Origin of the sequence: Burkholderia sp. SIMBA_051, from assembly GCF_046534915.1 — a bacterium.
Classification (GTDB): domain Bacteria; phylum Pseudomonadota; class Gammaproteobacteria; order Burkholderiales; family Burkholderiaceae; genus Burkholderia; species Burkholderia ambifaria.
The window spans coordinates 205,314-219,703 of the sequence record NZ_JAWRXS010000003.1 but is presented as its reverse complement, the minus strand read 5'-3'; the positions used below and the strand labels follow the sequence as shown (position 1 = coordinate 219,703).

13 protein-coding genes are annotated in these 14,390 nt (G+C 67.9%); 5 read left to right on the top strand and 8 right to left on the bottom strand.

Features of this window, described 5'->3' with window-relative positions; all coding sequences use genetic code 11:
- Positions 1 to 15: 15 nt before the first annotated feature.
- A complete protein-coding gene (locus tag SB771_RS08460) occupies positions 16 to 396 on the bottom strand; it encodes a hypothetical protein (RefSeq protein WP_011657322.1) in 381 nt (126 codons plus the stop codon).
- A 346-nt stretch (positions 397 to 742) separates the two neighbouring features.
- Here SB771_RS08460 and SB771_RS08455 point away from each other — a divergent pair, with 346 nt between their 5' ends.
- The 4 genes from SB771_RS08455 to SB771_RS08440 all read left to right on the top strand — a co-directional run bounded on the left by SB771_RS08455 (position 743) and on the right by SB771_RS08440 (position 6,902).
- The gene (locus SB771_RS08455; protein ID WP_175660501.1) at positions 743 to 3,961 is read left to right on the top strand and encodes an efflux RND transporter permease subunit; all 3,219 of its coding nucleotides are present in this window, start codon (positions 743 to 745) and stop codon (positions 3,959 to 3,961) included.
- The gene (locus SB771_RS08450; protein ID WP_175660500.1) at positions 3,951 to 5,126 is read left to right on the top strand and encodes an efflux RND transporter periplasmic adaptor subunit; all 1,176 of its coding nucleotides are present in this window, start codon (positions 3,951 to 3,953) and stop codon (positions 5,124 to 5,126) included. The genes SB771_RS08455 and SB771_RS08450 overlap by 11 nt, the downstream gene beginning before the upstream one ends.
- Positions 5,119 to 6,534, top strand: coding sequence for an efflux transporter outer membrane subunit (locus tag SB771_RS08445; protein ID WP_175660499.1), 1,416 nt, complete (start codon positions 5,119 to 5,121; stop codon positions 6,532 to 6,534). Before SB771_RS08450 ends, SB771_RS08445 begins: the two co-directional genes overlap by 8 nt.
- A 110-nt stretch (positions 6,535 to 6,644) precedes the next feature.
- Positions 6,645 to 6,902 carry a DUF4148 domain-containing protein gene (locus tag SB771_RS08440; RefSeq protein ID WP_175660498.1) on the top strand — a complete coding sequence of 86 codons (258 nt, stop codon included), beginning with the start codon at positions 6,645 to 6,647 and terminating at the stop codon, positions 6,900 to 6,902.
- Positions 6,903 to 6,987: 85 nt separating this feature from the next.
- On the opposite strand, the gene SB771_RS08435 is transcribed toward SB771_RS08440, so the two are convergent.
- From SB771_RS08435 to SB771_RS08425, 3 genes are read right to left on the bottom strand one after another with little or no spacing between them, the layout of a single operon-like run.
- Positions 6,988 to 7,653, bottom strand: a complete 666-nt coding sequence (locus SB771_RS08435) for a response regulator transcription factor (RefSeq protein WP_012364174.1) — start codon at positions 7,651 to 7,653, stop codon at positions 6,988 to 6,990.
- A gap of 19 nt (positions 7,654 to 7,672) precedes the next feature.
- Positions 7,673 to 9,064: a sensor histidine kinase gene (locus SB771_RS08430; protein WP_175660497.1), complete on the bottom strand. Its 1,392-nt coding sequence runs from the start codon at positions 9,062 to 9,064 to the stop codon at positions 7,673 to 7,675.
- A gap of 11 nt (positions 9,065 to 9,075) precedes the next feature.
- Positions 9,076 to 9,750 (bottom strand): response regulator transcription factor, encoded by a 675-nt coding sequence (locus tag SB771_RS08425; RefSeq protein ID WP_011657329.1) that lies wholly within the window; start codon positions 9,748 to 9,750, stop codon positions 9,076 to 9,078.
- A 216-nt stretch (positions 9,751 to 9,966) separates the two neighbouring features.
- Between SB771_RS08425 and SB771_RS08420 the strand changes: the two genes are divergently transcribed.
- The gene (locus SB771_RS08420) at positions 9,967 to 10,269 is read left to right on the top strand and encodes a DUF4148 domain-containing protein (protein WP_175660496.1); all 303 of its coding nucleotides are present in this window, start codon (positions 9,967 to 9,969) and stop codon (positions 10,267 to 10,269) included.
- Between the two features lie 100 nt (positions 10,270 to 10,369).
- Here SB771_RS08420 and cyoD read toward each other — a convergent pair whose 3' ends face one another.
- From cyoD to cyoA, 4 genes are read right to left on the bottom strand one after another with little or no spacing between them, the layout of a single operon-like run.
- Complete coding sequence (cyoD, locus tag SB771_RS08415; protein WP_006759069.1) at positions 10,370 to 10,702, bottom strand: cytochrome o ubiquinol oxidase subunit IV; 333 nt, start codon at positions 10,700 to 10,702, stop codon at positions 10,370 to 10,372.
- Positions 10,703 to 11,311 (bottom strand): cytochrome o ubiquinol oxidase subunit III, encoded by a 609-nt coding sequence (gene cyoC / locus SB771_RS08410; RefSeq protein ID WP_165751646.1) that lies wholly within the window; start codon positions 11,309 to 11,311, stop codon positions 10,703 to 10,705.
- Positions 11,311 to 13,317: a cytochrome o ubiquinol oxidase subunit I gene (gene cyoB, locus SB771_RS08405; RefSeq protein WP_175660495.1), complete on the bottom strand. Its 2,007-nt coding sequence runs from the start codon at positions 13,315 to 13,317 to the stop codon at positions 11,311 to 11,313. Before cyoB ends, cyoC begins: the two co-directional genes overlap by 1 nt.
- A 3-nt stretch (positions 13,318 to 13,320) precedes the next feature.
- The gene (gene cyoA, locus SB771_RS08400; protein WP_011657333.1) at positions 13,321 to 14,208 is read right to left on the bottom strand and encodes a ubiquinol oxidase subunit II; all 888 of its coding nucleotides are present in this window, start codon (positions 14,206 to 14,208) and stop codon (positions 13,321 to 13,323) included.
- Between the last annotated feature and the right edge of the window lie 182 nt (positions 14,209 to 14,390).

The following is a 14,390-nucleotide window of genomic DNA, read 5'->3' as shown; positions in this document are numbered from 1 at the left end:
TGCACTGTTTGTCGATCAGCGCCAGCCGTTGTGGCGGCCGTTGTCCCAGTGACCGTGACGACGCTCGTCGCCCCAGCCCCGGCCGTGATGGCGATACCACTCGTCGCGCCCCCAGTAGCGGCGGCCGTCCCAGTAGCGATCGCCGTGCCAGCCGATCACGATCGCCGGGGCCGGCGCATAGACAGGCGCCGGTGCATAGACAGGCGCCGGTGCATACACGGGCGCCGGCTGGTAGACGACCGGCGGAGGCGGCGGCGCATACACGGGCGCAGGTGCGACGTACACCGGAGCCGGCACGCCGACGTTGATCCCGACATTGACTCCCGCCATTGCTGCGCCCGACACGAGCAAGGCCGTCATACCGGTCAAGAGCGAGGCAACACGCAAAGTCTTCATGGATTCCTCTTCGAGTTGTTTCATGTGTGATTCGACTATAGCGGCAAGCGCCGTGCCCGCATATTTCAAGTTTGTAAGAACTGATGCGCGGGATGGCAACCGGAAGCGCAGCTAACGTCTTGTAACAATTGGCGGGCGCGCCGCCGTAGCCGCTTGCCCGGGCCGCCTTACCGCGCCGGCCGGCCGCCCTCTTCGTCCCTTCCGCCCGTTCCTAAAACATCTTTCATCCTGGCCCGCGCCCGGCGTTAACCGGCGCCACGCACACTGCGCGAGCCGATGCGGGCTCACGCCGCGCTTCGGCACCTCGCTGACAGGCCGGCGCCCCGCGCCGGCGGAGACCTCGCCGATGCTGAAACTCGTCCGACTCGCGCTCGCGCGCCCCTATACGTTCATCGTCCTTGCGCTGCTGATCCTGATCGCGGGACCGCTCGCGGCGCTGCGCACGCCGACCGACATTTTCCCCGACATCCGGATTCCGGTCATCAGCGTCGTATGGAATTACGCGGGCCTGCAGCCGGCCGACATGGCCGGGCGCATCGTCACGTACTACGAACGCACGCTCGGCACGACGGTCAACGACGTCGCGCACATCGAGTCGCAGTCGTTCCGCAGCTACGGGATCGTCAAGATCTTCTTCCAGCCGAGCGTCGACATCCGCACCGCGACCGCGCAGGTCACGTCGATCTCGCAGACCGTGCTCAAGCAGATGCCGCCCGGCACCACGCCGCCGCAGATCCTCAACTACAACGCGTCGACCGTGCCCGTGCTGCAGCTGGCGCTGACGAGCGACACGCTCAATGAGCAGCAGCTCGGCGACTACGCGACCAACGTGATCCGGCCGCAGCTGCTGTCGGTCGCCGGCGTCGCGATTCCGTCGCCGTATGGCGGCAAGGTGCGCCAGGTGCAGATCGACCTCGATCCGCAAGCGCTGCAGGCGAAGGGGCTGTCCGCGCAGGACGTCGCGACCGCGCTCGCGCAGCAGAACCAGATCATCCCGGCCGGCACGCAGAAGATCGGCCGCTTCGAGTACAACATCCGCCTCAACGACAGCCCGCTGACCATCGACCAGCTCAACGCGCTGCCGATCCGGACCGTCAACGGCGCGGTGATCTTCATGCGCGACGTCGCGCACGTGCGCGACGGCTTTCCGCCGCAGGGCAACATCGTGCGCGTCGACGGCCGCCGCGCGGTGCTGATGAGCATATTGAAAAGCGGCTCGGCGTCGACGCTCGACATCATCGCCGGCGTGAAGGCGCAATTGCCGCGCATCGAGGCGACGCTGCCGCCATCGCTCAGGCTCGTCGTGATGGGCGACCAGTCGGTGTTCGTCAAGGGCGCGGTGAGCGGCGTCGCGCGCGAAGGGCTGATCGCCGCCGCGCTCACGTCCGCGATGATCCTGCTGTTCCTCGGCAGCTGGCGCTCGACGCTGATCATCGCCGCATCCATTCCGCTCGCGGTGCTGGCGGCGATCGCCGCGCTCGCCGCCGCGGGCGAGACGCTCAACGTGATGACGCTCGGCGGGCTCGCGCTCGCGGTCGGCATTCTCGTCGACGATGCGACCGTCACGATCGAGAACGTGAACTGGCATCTCGAACAGGGCAAGGACGTGCGCAGCGCGATCCTCGACGGCGCGTCGCAGATCGTCGCGCCCGCGTTCGTGTCGCTGCTGTGCATCTGCATCGTGTTCGTGCCGATGCTGCTGCTCGACGGCGTCGCGCGCTTCCTGTTCGTGCCGATGGCCGAAGCCGTGATCTTCGCGATGATCGCGTCGTTCGTGCTGTCGCGCACGTTCGTGCCGATGATGGCGCGCTATCTGCTGCGCCCGCACGCCGCCCATCCAGTAGCCGTGCTCGCGCCGCACGGCGCGCCATTCCCGACGCCGCAATCGCGCAATCCGCTCGTCGCGTTTCAGCAGGGCTTCGAGCGCCGCTTCGCGGCCTTGCGCACCGGCTACCGTGCGGTGCTCGGCCTCGCGCTCGCGCACCGCGCGCGCTTCGTCGTGCTGTTCCTCACGGCGGTCGCGCTGTCGTTCGTCCTGGTGCCGGGGCTCGGCCGCAACTTCTTCCCGTCGGTCGACGCGGGCGAAATCGCGCTGCACGTGCGCGCGCCGATCGGTACGCGCATCGAGGAGACGGCCGCGCTGTTCGATCGCGTCGAGCGCACGGTGCGCGGCGTCGTGCCGCCGCGTGCGCTCGCGAGCATCGTCGACAACATGGGGCTGCCGAACAGCGGGATCAACCTCACGTACAGCAACAGCGGCACGATCGGCCCGCAGGACGGCGACATCCTCGTGTCGCTCACCGGCGAGCACGCACCGACCGCCGACTACGTGAAGAAGCTGCGCACCGTGCTGCCGCGCGCGTTCCCGGGCGTCACGTTTTCGTTCCTGCCTGCCGACATCGTCAGCCAGATCCTCAACTTCGGCGCCCCCGCGCCGATCGACGTCCAGGTGACGGGCCCCAATCTGGCGGCGAACCGCGCATATGCGACCGAGCTGCTGCGGCGCATCCGCACGGTGCCGGGCGTCGCCGACGCGCGCGTGCAGCAGGCGTCGACCTATCCGCAGTTCACGGTGTCGGTCGACCGCGCGCTCGCCGCGCAGCTCGGCATCACCGAGCAGGACGTCACCAATGCCGTCGTCGCGAGCCTGTCCGGCACGAGCCAGGTATCACCGACCTACTGGCTCGATCCGCACAACGGCGTGTCCTACCCGATCGTCGCGCAGACACCCCAATACCGGATGACGTCGCTGTCGGACCTGCGCGCGCTGCCCGTCACGGGCCGCTCGGGCGCGCCGCAATTGCTCGGCGGCCTCGCGACGATCGTACGCGGCCAGACCGACGCGGTCGTGTCGCACTACGACATCGCGCCGCTGGACGACATCTTCGCGACGACTCAGGACCGCGATCTCGGCGCGGTCAGCGCCGACATCGCGCGCGTGCTCCACGCAAGCGCGGCCGACCTGCCGAAAGGGTCGCGCGTGACCGTGCGCGGCCAGGTGCAGACGATGAGCAGCGCGTTCGGCGGGCTGCTCGCGGGCCTTGCCGGCGCGGTGCTGCTGATCTATCTGCTGATCGTCGTGAACTTCCATTCGTGGCGCGACGCGTTCGTGATCGTGAGCGCGCTGCCCGCGGCGCTCGCCGGCATCGTGTGGATGCTGTTCGTCACGCGCACGCCGCTGTCGGTGCCGGCGCTGACGGGCGCGATCCTGTGCATGGGCGTCGCGACCGCGAACAGCATCCTGGTCGTCACGTTCGCGCGCGAGCGGCTCGCGCATACGGCCGACGCGACCGTCGCCGCGCTCGAGGCCGGCTTCACGCGCTTCCGGCCCGTGATGATGACCGCGCTCGCGATGATCATCGGCATGGCGCCGATGGCGCTCGGCCTCGGCGACGGCGGCGAACAGAACGCGCCGCTCGGCCGCGCGGTGATCGGCGGCCTGCTCTGCGCGACCGTCGCGACGCTCGTGTTCGTGCCCGTCGTGTTCAGCCTCGTCCATCGGCGCGATCGCGCGCCGCACTCCGAATCCCCGTCCCTCACTCCGGGAGAACAGCATGTCCACTGAATTCGACGTCCGCCCCCCCGCCACGCCGCGTTACCTGAAACCGCTCGCGATTGCCGGCGTGATCGCGGCACTCGCCGCAGCAGCAGCCGGCGTCGTCGAACGCGCGCACGATGCGCGTGAAGTCGCCGCGTGGACCGCCAGCCAGGCGATCCCGACCGTCGCGACGATCGCGCCGCAGCCGGCCGCGGCCGATGCGCTGGTGCTGCCAGGCCGCCTCGACGCGTATGTCGACGCGCCGATCTACGCGCGCGTGCCCGGCTACCTGCATGCGTGGTACGTCGACATCGGCGCGCACGTGAAGGCCGGCCAGTTGCTCGCGTCGATCGACACGCCCGACCTCGACCAGCAGCTGCAGCAGGCGCGCGCCGACCTGCAAAGCGCGACTGCGAACGAACGGCTCGCGGCCGTCACCGCCGCGCGCTGGTCCGAGATGCTCGTGCAGGATTCGGTGTCGCGGCAGGAGGCCGACGAGAAGCGCAGCGATCTCGATGCGAAACGCGCGGCCGTGGCCGCCAGCACCGCGAACGTGCGGCGGCTCGAGGCGCTCGAATCGTTCAAGCGCCTCACCGCGCCGTTCGACGGCGTCGTGACCGCGCGCAAGACCGATGTCGGTGCGCTGATCGACGCAGGCAGCGGCAACGGCGCCGAACTCTTCACCGTCTCGGATGCCCGGCGGCTGCGGCTCTACGTCCATATTCCGCAGGACGATGCGGGCGCGATCCATGCGGGCATGCATGTCGCGCTGACCGTGCCCGAGCGTCCCGGCATGACGTTCGATGCGACGCTCGCCGATTCCGCGCAGGCGATCGATCCGGCTTCCGGCACGCTGCTCGCGCAGTTCTCGATCGCGAACCCGGCAGGCACGCTGTTCCCGGGCGAATACGCGCAGGTGCGGATCGCGGTGGCCAACGCCGCGCACGCGCTGACGATTCCGGCGAGCACGCTGATCTTCCGCCACGACGGGTTGCAGGTCGCCGTGCTCGACGCGACCGGGCATGCGCGCTTGCGCCACGTGTCGATCGCGACCGATCTCGGCACGCGCGTCGAGATCGCGTCGGGGCTCGCGGCGAGTGACCGCGTGATCGACAATCCGCCCGATTCGCTCGCGGATGGCGACCCGGTGCGCATCGCCGCCACCGCGACGAAGGAGCCTGCGCATGGCTGACCGTACGCTCGCTGCATGGCTCGGCAGCGTCGCGCTGCTCGCCGGCTGTTCGTTCGCGCCGACGTATCACGCGCCGGCCGTGCCGGTGCCGGCCGCGTTTCGCGAAACCGGCCCGTGGGTCGATGCCGCCCCGGCCGATCGCCTGCCGCGCGACGGCTGGTGGCGCGTGTACGGCGACGCGACACTCGACCGGCTCGAGCCGCTCGTCGCACGCGCGAATCCGGACCTCGCCGCCGCCGTCGCACGGCACGACGAAGCGGCCGCCTTGTTCGACGAGGCGCATGCCGCGTTGCTGCCAACGATCGGCATCGGCGCGGAGACCGACCGCGACCGGCAGTCCGCGCGCCGGCCGCTGCGCGGCAGCGGGCAGCCCGACGTCTACGAATCGAACACGCTCGACGCCGGCCTCGGTTACGACATCGATCTGTGGGGCAAGGTCCGCAACACGGTCGCCGCCGGCCGCGACAACGCGCAAGCCGCGGCCGATGATCTCGCATCCGTCCAGCTCAGCCTGCAGGCCCGCGTCGCCAGCACCTACTTCGATCTCGCGGGACTCGATCGCGAAGCGGACTCGCTCGCGCAGACGATCGATGCATATCGCCGTGCATGGCAACTGACGGTCAGCCGCCATCGCGGCGGCCTCGCATCGGGGCTCGACGTATCGCGCGCGCAGACGCAGCTCGCGCTCGCGCAGGCGCGCGCATCCGACATCGCCGCGCGCCGGGCGCTCGACGAGCATGCGATTGCCGTGCTCGTCGGCGTATCCGCGTCGACGTTCTCGCTGCCGGCCGCCGCCGCGCTGCCCGCCGTGCCGTCGATTCCGACCGGGCTCGCGTCGACGCTGCTCGAACGCCGCCCGGACATCGCCGCCGCAGAACGCCGCGTCGCGGCCGCGAACGCACGGATCGGCGTTGCGCGCGCCGCGTACTTCCCGGACCTGTTGCTCGGCCTCGACGCGGGCTTCCAGAGCGACACGTTCTCGCCGTGGCTCGCCGCACCGAACGAAATCTGGTCGATCGGGCCGCGGCTCGCGACGACACTGTTCGACGGCGGCCTGCGTGCGGCGGGTGTACGCCACGCGCGCGCGCAGTTCGCCGAACAGGGCGCACGTTACCGAAGCGTCGTACTGGCGGCGTTCCGCGAAGTCGAGGACGATCTCGCGCTGCTGCACCGGCTCGGAGACGAATCGGCCCAGGACGACGCCGCGCTCGTCGCGGCGCGGCAGTCGCTCGCGCTTGCGATGTCGCGCTATCGCGACGGCGCCGTCAGCTATCTCGACGTGGTCACCGCGCAGACGACCGAGCTCGATACGCAGATCGCGGCCCTCGACGTCGATGCCCGACGCCTGCAGGCGTCCGTCGCGCTGGTACGCGCGCTCGGCGGCGGCTGGCGCGACGCGCGTTCATGAACGTTTCTTCATCGGCGCGCCCGGTGCCCGACGCAGCGCGCTCGATAACGTGTGGCCTGCCGGCTTCGCATTCGCGACGCCGGTGTCCGCCCTTCGCAAAGGATCACGCCATGAAGACACTGCTGTTCGCCACCCTGCTCTGCGCCCTCTGTGTCGCGCTGCCCGGCCGTGCCGCCGCATCGCAATCCGCCGCGGCGAGCGCGCCGCAAACGCTTGCGTCGACCGCCCCCGCGCGGGCGTCATCGCGCGATGCGTGGAATGCACCGCCGGTGACGCCGCTCACGCGCGCCCAGGTCTATCGCGAGCTCGTTCGCGCCCAACGCGACGGCCAGCTCGCGCAGCTCAACCGCGAGCTTTATTCGCACTGATTGCGCCGCAACGGCGACGCCGCGCGCGATGCCGCCGGCGTCCGTTCGGCGTTCGCCGTTCTCAAGCCCGACCGATACCGCATCGTCACCCGCCGGCATCGAACCTGAATCCGAATCGCGCAACCGTCTCGATGCGCGCGGAAAACGCGTGCGCGACGAGCTTGCGCCGCAGCCGCACGACCAGCGCATTGACGGTTTCCGGTTCGATGTCGGCTTCACCCCATGCGTAACGCAGCACGGCATCGCGCCCGACCGGCCGCCCGGCTTCGCGCAGCAGGCATTCGACGACACGGAATTCTCGTGCGCTGAGTGCGAGCCTGCGGCCGCGCTCCTCGAGCGCGCGCGTGGCCGCGTCAAGCCGCACCGACTCTCGCAACGCGATGACGCCCGCGCGACGCCACAGCGCGCGCAGGCGTTCGTGCAGTTCCACGAACGAACACGGCTGGGCAAGGCACACGTCGCAGCCGGCCTGCAGCATCCGCGCACGTCGTGCGGGCGTCGCACCGACGACGAGTACTGCGATCGTCGCGCCGCCGGCCGACGCGGCAAGCCGCGGCAACATGTCGAGCAGCACGGCCCCGGCAGCCGCATCGGGTTCGACCAGCACGATCGCGTCGAAGCGGTCCTGCGTGGCCGCGAAGCAGCCGTCGCGCCACTCGTCGACGCGCTCCACACCGTGCGTGCTTTCGCGGAACGCCTTGTCGAGCCGCGCCGCCTCCGGCGTCGGGGGTGAAATCAGCAGGATGCGCATCGACCGTTTTCCCGCGCGCTCATCCGAGCGAGCGCGGCCAGCATTCGACCGTGACCGCCGCACCGGCCGGCCGCGCATCGCCGATCCGCAGCGCGAAGCCGTGCACGCGCATCACCGCCGACACGATGCTCAACCCGAGCCCCGAGCCGTTCACGTGACGCGTGCGCTCGCCGCGATAGAAGCGCTCGAGCACCGCGTCGCGCTCACCCGGCGCGATCCCGGGCCCGGTGTCCTCGAACCGTACGAGCGGGCCGTTCGGCGTCGCGTGAAGCGCGACGCGCACGCGACCGCCGGGCGGCGTGAACTTGATCGCGTTGTCCGCGAGATTGCTGAACGCCTCGAACAGCAACGCGCGGTCGCCATGAATGCCGTCGACCGGCATCGCGTCGAGCGCGAATGCGACGCCGCCCGCTTCGGCGAGCGGCTCGTACAGCTCGCACACGTCGCGCAGCAATGCCGCGACGTCCACCGCGGCGAACCCGCCGCGCCGGCTCAGCGTCCCGATCTCGGAGATGCGCAGCATCGCGCGAAAGCGCTCGAGCAACCGGTCGGTTTCATCGCGCGCCGACGCCAGCAGTTGCGCCGACGCCGGATCGTGCGCGCAATGCGGCTGTTCGGCGAGCCGCGCCAGCATCGTATGCACGCGTGCGAGCGGCGTGCGCAGATCGTGCGCGATGCCGTCGCAGGTGTGACGCACCTCGCCCATCAGCCGCTCGACTTCGTCGAGCATGTGGTTCACGAGATGCGCGAGCAGGTCGAGCTCGTCGTAGCGGCCCACCGGCAACCGCTTGCCGAGATCGCCCTCGGCGATCTGTCGCGTGACGCGCCGGATCGCGGCGACGCGGCGGATCTGCCGCATGCCGAGCATGCTGCCGCCCGCGATGCCCGCGATCAGGATCAGCACGCCGCCGATCACGAGTCCGCGGATCGCGACTTCGCGAATCTGGATGAAATGCGACAGGTCGCGCGCAACCACCAGCGTCATCCCGTCGTCGCGGTGCACGGCCATCGCGCGCGTGATCGGCGCGGGCTGGCCGTCGAGCGGCACGAGCGTACGGTCGAGCGTGCGTCCGCGGCGATCCGTGCGCAGCACGGGCGGCGTCGCGATGTCGCCCGCCACGCGGCGCCCGTTCGCGTCGAACAGCCCGTAGAAATTCGTATGCATGTGCTCGTGCTCGAGCCGGCGGTGAATCGCAAGCGGCAGCTCGGCGTCGGGGATCGAATCGAAGTAGATCAGTTGCCACGCGAGCACCTCGTCGGTGTCGCGCGCCATCGTGTGCGTCGCGGCGACGTTGATCACGCCCGCGAGCAGCAGCAGCGAAACCGAGAAGATCGCCGCGTACGCGCACAACCAGCGAAACGTCGTCGTATGCCAGCGACGCGTGAAGTTCGCCGCACGGTCCGCATCCATCCGTGCCTCCGTCATCGGAGCATGTAGCCCGAGCCGCGCACGGTCTGGATCATCGGCACGGCGCCCGGCGGATCGATCTTCTTGCGAAGCCGCCCCATGTGGACATCGATCAGGTTGGTGCCCGGGTCGAAGTGATAGCCCCACACGGCCTCGAACAGCATCGTGCGCGTGATCGTCTGCCCCGCGTTGCGCATCATGAATTCGAGGACGCGAAACTCGGTGGGCAGCAACGGAATCTCGTCGACGCCGCGGCGCGCGCAGCGCGAAATGAGGTCGAGTTCGAGCGGGCCGACCGTCAACAGCGTCTGCTGCGGCACGCCCGAGGCCTGCCGGCGGCGCAACAGCACTTCGATGCGCGCGCTCAGTTCGCCGGAATCGAACGGCTTGGTCAGGTAGTCGTCGCCGCCCGCGCGCAGCCCGCGGATGCGCTCGTCGACGTCGCCGAGCGCGCTCAGCATCAGCACCGGCGTATCGATGCCGACCGTGCGCATCGCGGTCAGGATCGCGAGCCCGTCAGCGCCGGGCAGCATCCGGTCGAGCGTGATCGCATCGTACGAGGCGCTCATCGCGCGCATCATGCCTTCGCGGCCGTTGTCGATCCAGTCGACCTCGAATCCGCGCGCGGTCAGCTCGCCAACGATCTCGTTCGCGGTCACCGCATCGTCTTCGACCGTCAGTACTCGCATGTCCGTCCTCGCAATGGCTGTCACGACGCGCGTATCGATGCGCGCGCAACTATCTTAGCGATGTCGATCGCCGTCCGGCGTTAGATGAAAATAGCTTCATTCGGCATCGGGCGGATACGGGTGAAACATGTTTCATCCGTGCGTCGCCCGCCTGGCTCCGCGCGCCGCCTACGCTGACGTCATGCGGCATCGGGCCGCGAATTCAGGAGCCACCGGATGAAACTGTCGATTACCGTCGCCTGCATGCTGAGCGCATGCGTCAGCACCACCGCGTTCGCGGCGCCTCACCTGACGCCGCAGGAATGCAACGCCTACCCGTTCGTTCACACGCGGCACGAAGTCACGCATGCGGATCTCGTGCGCGAGCTGACCGAACTCGAGCAGGTCGGCTACGATCCGTCGCACAACAGCCCCTACTATCCCGACGATCTCGACGGCGCGCAGCAGCGGCTCGCCGCCGAATATCGCTCGGACTGCACGCATGCACTGACGGCGGACGCGCGCACGGACACGCACTGACCGGCGTGCGCGGCGCGCCGAAATGAAAAAAGGCGGCACTCGCGTGCCGCCTTTCCTGCATGAATGCGCATGGAGATCGTCCGCTGCGCCGCGACACCGCTCAGCGCGACATCATGTTCATGCTGACGTTGTGCATCACCCACAGCGTGCCGACGATCAGGATCGCCGCGGTCAGCACGGTATAGCTGAACGCCATCACGTTCCAGCGCTGGCCGGACGAGCCGTTCATGTGCAGGAAGTACACGAGGTGCACGACGATCTGCACGAACGCGAGCGCGGCCAGCGCGATCAGCGATGCGTGCGGCGACAGCACGCCGCCCATCACGAGGCCGAACGACGCGGCCGTGAGCAGCACCGACAGGATGAACCCGGCGACATAGCCGCCGACGCTGCCGTGCCCTTCTTCGAGTTGAGACGAATGCGAATGGGCCATTTAGATCACGCTCGCAAGATAGACAAAGGAAAACACGCAGATCCACACGATGTCGAGGAAGTGCCAGAAGAGGCTCAGGCACGTCAGGCGCCGCAGGTCGCGATCGGTCAGGTCACCGCCGCGCAATACGATCTGCGCCGCGAGCACGATCATCCACAGCAGGCCGGCCGTCACGTGCAGCCCGTGCGTGCCCACCAGCGTGAAGAACGCGGACAGGAATGCGCTGCGCTGCGGGCCTGCGCCGTCCGCGATCAGGTGCGAGAACTCGCGCAGTTCCATCGCGAGGAACGCCGCGCCGAGCACGAACGTCACCGCGAGCCAAGCGAGCAGCGCGCCGCGCCGCTGCTTGTACGCGGCCAGCATCGCGAAGCCATAGGTGATGCTCGACAGCAGCAGCGCGGCGGTTTCGATCGCGACGCCCGGAATGTCGAACAGGTCCTTCGCGGTCGGACCGCCCGCGTACTGGTTGCCGAGCACCGCGAACGTCGCGAACAGCGCCGCGAAGATCACGCAGTCGGTCATCAGGTACAGCCAGAAGCCGAACACCGAGTGCGACGGCGGATGGTCGTCGTGCTCGAGCAGGGTTGCGCTCAAGGTTTTCTGCAGCATCAGTTGGCCTCCAGTTCCACGTCGTCGACACGCGTGGCCACGCGCGCCGCCGGTTGCTTCTCTTCGATCTTGCGCACTTTCGACGCCGGGATGTAGTAGCCGTCGTTGTCACGCGAGCTGTAGACCACGAGCGTCGCGATGATGCCGACCAGTCCGCCGATCGCCATCCACCAGATGTGCCATACCAGCGCGAAGCCGAGCACCAGGCTGAAGACCGCGATGACGAGACCCGCACACGTGTTCGACGGCATGTGGATGTCGCGGATCGTCGCCGGGTTCGGCCGGCCGTCGCCGCGTGCCTTCATGTCGGCGTACGCGTCCAGCGTGCGCACTTGCGGAAGCACCGCGAAGTTGTAGTCGGCCGGCGGCGACGAGGTCGCCCATTCCAGCGTGCGGCCGCCCCACGGATCGCCCGTGGTGTCGCGATACGCCGGCAGGTTGCGGTTGCGGATGCTGACGACCAGTTGCAGCAGCTGGCATGCGATGCCGATCGCGATCAGCACGGCGCCGAACGCGGCGACCAGCAGCCACGGATGCCACGCCGGATTGTCGTAGTGGTTCAGGCGACGCGTCATACCCATGAAGCCGAGCACGTAGAGCGGCACGAACGCGACGTAGAAGCCGATCTGCCAGAACCAGAACGCGGCCTTGCCGAGCTTCTCGTTCAGCTTGAAGCCGAACGCCTTGGGGAACCAGTAGTTGAAGCCCGCGAGATAACCGAACAGCACGCCGCCGATGATCACGTTGTGGAAGTGCGCGATCAGGAACAGGCTGTTGTGCAGCACGAAGTCCGCGCCCGGGATCGCCATCATCACGCCGGTCATGCCGCCGAGCGTGAACGTGACCATGAAGCCGATCGTCCACAGCACGGGCGTCGTGAATTCGATCCGGCCGCGGTACATCGTGAACAGCCAGTTGAACACCTTCACGCCGGTCGGGATCGCGATGATCATCGTCATGATGCCGAAGAACGCGTTCACGTTCGCACCGGACCCCATCGTGAAGAAGTGATGCAGCCACACGAGGAACGACAGCACCATGATCGCGCAGGTCGCGTACACCATCGTCTTGTAGCCGAACAGCGGCTTCTTCGAGAACGTCGCGATGACTTCCGAGAAGATGCCGAACGCCGGCAGGATCAGGATGTACACCTCCGGATGGCCCCACGCCCAGATCAGGTTCAGGTACAGCATCGCGTTGCCGCCGGCTTCGTTCGTGAAGAAGTGCATGCCGAGGTAACGGTCCAGGCCGAGCAGCGCGAGCGTCGCGGTCAGGATCGGGAACGACGCCATGATCAGCACGTTCGTGCAGAGGGCCGTCCACGTGAACACCGGCATCTTCATCAGCGTCATGCCGGGCGCGCGCATCTTGATGATCGTCACGAAGAAGTTCACGCCGGTCAGCAGCGTGCCGACGCCCGAGATCTGCAGCGCCCACAGGTAGTAGTCGACCCCTACCCCCGGGCTGTACTGCAGCTCCGACAGCGGCGGATACGCGAGCCAGCCCGTCTGCGCGAACTCGCCGATCACGAGCGACACGTTGATCAGGATCGCGCTGACCGCCGTCATCCAGAACGACAGCGAGTTGATGAACGGGAACGCGACGTCGCGCGCACCGATCTGCAGCGGCACGATCAGGTTCATCAGGCCGACCATGAACACCATCGCCATGAAGAAGATCATGATCACGCCGTGTGCCGTGAAGATCTGGTCATAGTGGTGCGGCGGCAGGTAGCCGGGCGCGTTGTACGCGAGCGCGAGCTGCATGCGCATCATGATCGCGTCGGCGAAGCCGCGCAGCAGCATGATCAGCGCGACGATGATGTACATCACGCCGAGTCTCTTGTGGTCGACCGTCGTCAGCCACTCCGTCCACAGCCACTTCCAGCGGCCGGTGATCGTCAGCGCGGCGAGGATGCCCAGCACGACCAGCCCCATGAAGGCGCCGGCCACCATGATGATGGGCTGATCGAACGGGATCGCCGATAGTGTGAGTTTTCCGAACATGCGTTACCCCTTCGTGCCGCAGGCGGCGTCCTTCAGGTCGAGAACGTGGCCATCGTTGTACTTCGCGATGATGTTGTGGAAGAGCCGCGGATCGACCGACGAGAAGTAGCGCACGGGCGCCTTCTCGCTCGGCTGCGCGACGGTGCCGTACACGGTCGCGTCGAGCCGCTCGGGCGAGGCCTTCACCTTCTGCACCCATGCGTCGAACTGCTCGCGCGGCTCGGCGAGCGTGCGGAACTTCATGTCGGAGAAGCCGCGGCCGCTGAAGTTGGCGGACGTGCCCGCGTAGTCGCCGGCTTCGTCGGCGATCAGGTGCAGGCGCGTCTGCATGCCGGCCATCGCGTAGACCTGGCCGCCGAGCTGCGGAATGAAGAACGAGTTCATCACCGAATCCGACGTGATGCGGAAGTTCACCGGCGTGCCGACCGGAATCGCGAGCTGGTTCACCGACGCGATGCCGAGCTCCGGATAGATGAACAGCCACTTCCAGTCGAGCGCGACGACCTCGACGTCGATCGGCTTCACCGACGACTCGAGCGGCTTGTACGGATCGAGCTCGTGCGTGGTTTTCCACGTGAGCACGCCGAGGAACAGGATGATCAGCGTCGGCACCGTCCAGATCACGACCTCGATTGCGGTCGAGTGCGACCAGTTCGGTGCGTAGGTGGCGTTGCGGTTCGATGCGCGGTAGCGCCACGCGAACCACAGCGTGAGCAGGATCACCGGCACGACGACGACCAGCATCGCCCATGTCGAGGTGGCGATCAGCGCCTTTTCAGCGGCGCCGACGCTACCTTTCGGATTTAGTACATCTAAATTACAACCTGACAGGCTCAGCGCCGCGCCGATCGATATCAGCGCCGTCCAGCCTTTTGAAGCTCTTCTTTTCATCACACAGCCCGAGGGTCATTGAATCCGTTGCGTATGCCCGATGCGCATTCGATCCACGAAAGTGGCCGAATCATACGTCGCGCGAGTGCGATGAAAAACCGGTGGATGCGGCAAATCATCATTGCAGAATCTGTTGTGAGACAGATTGTCGCGGGGCAATTTCACGCAGCCGGAAGCCGGCC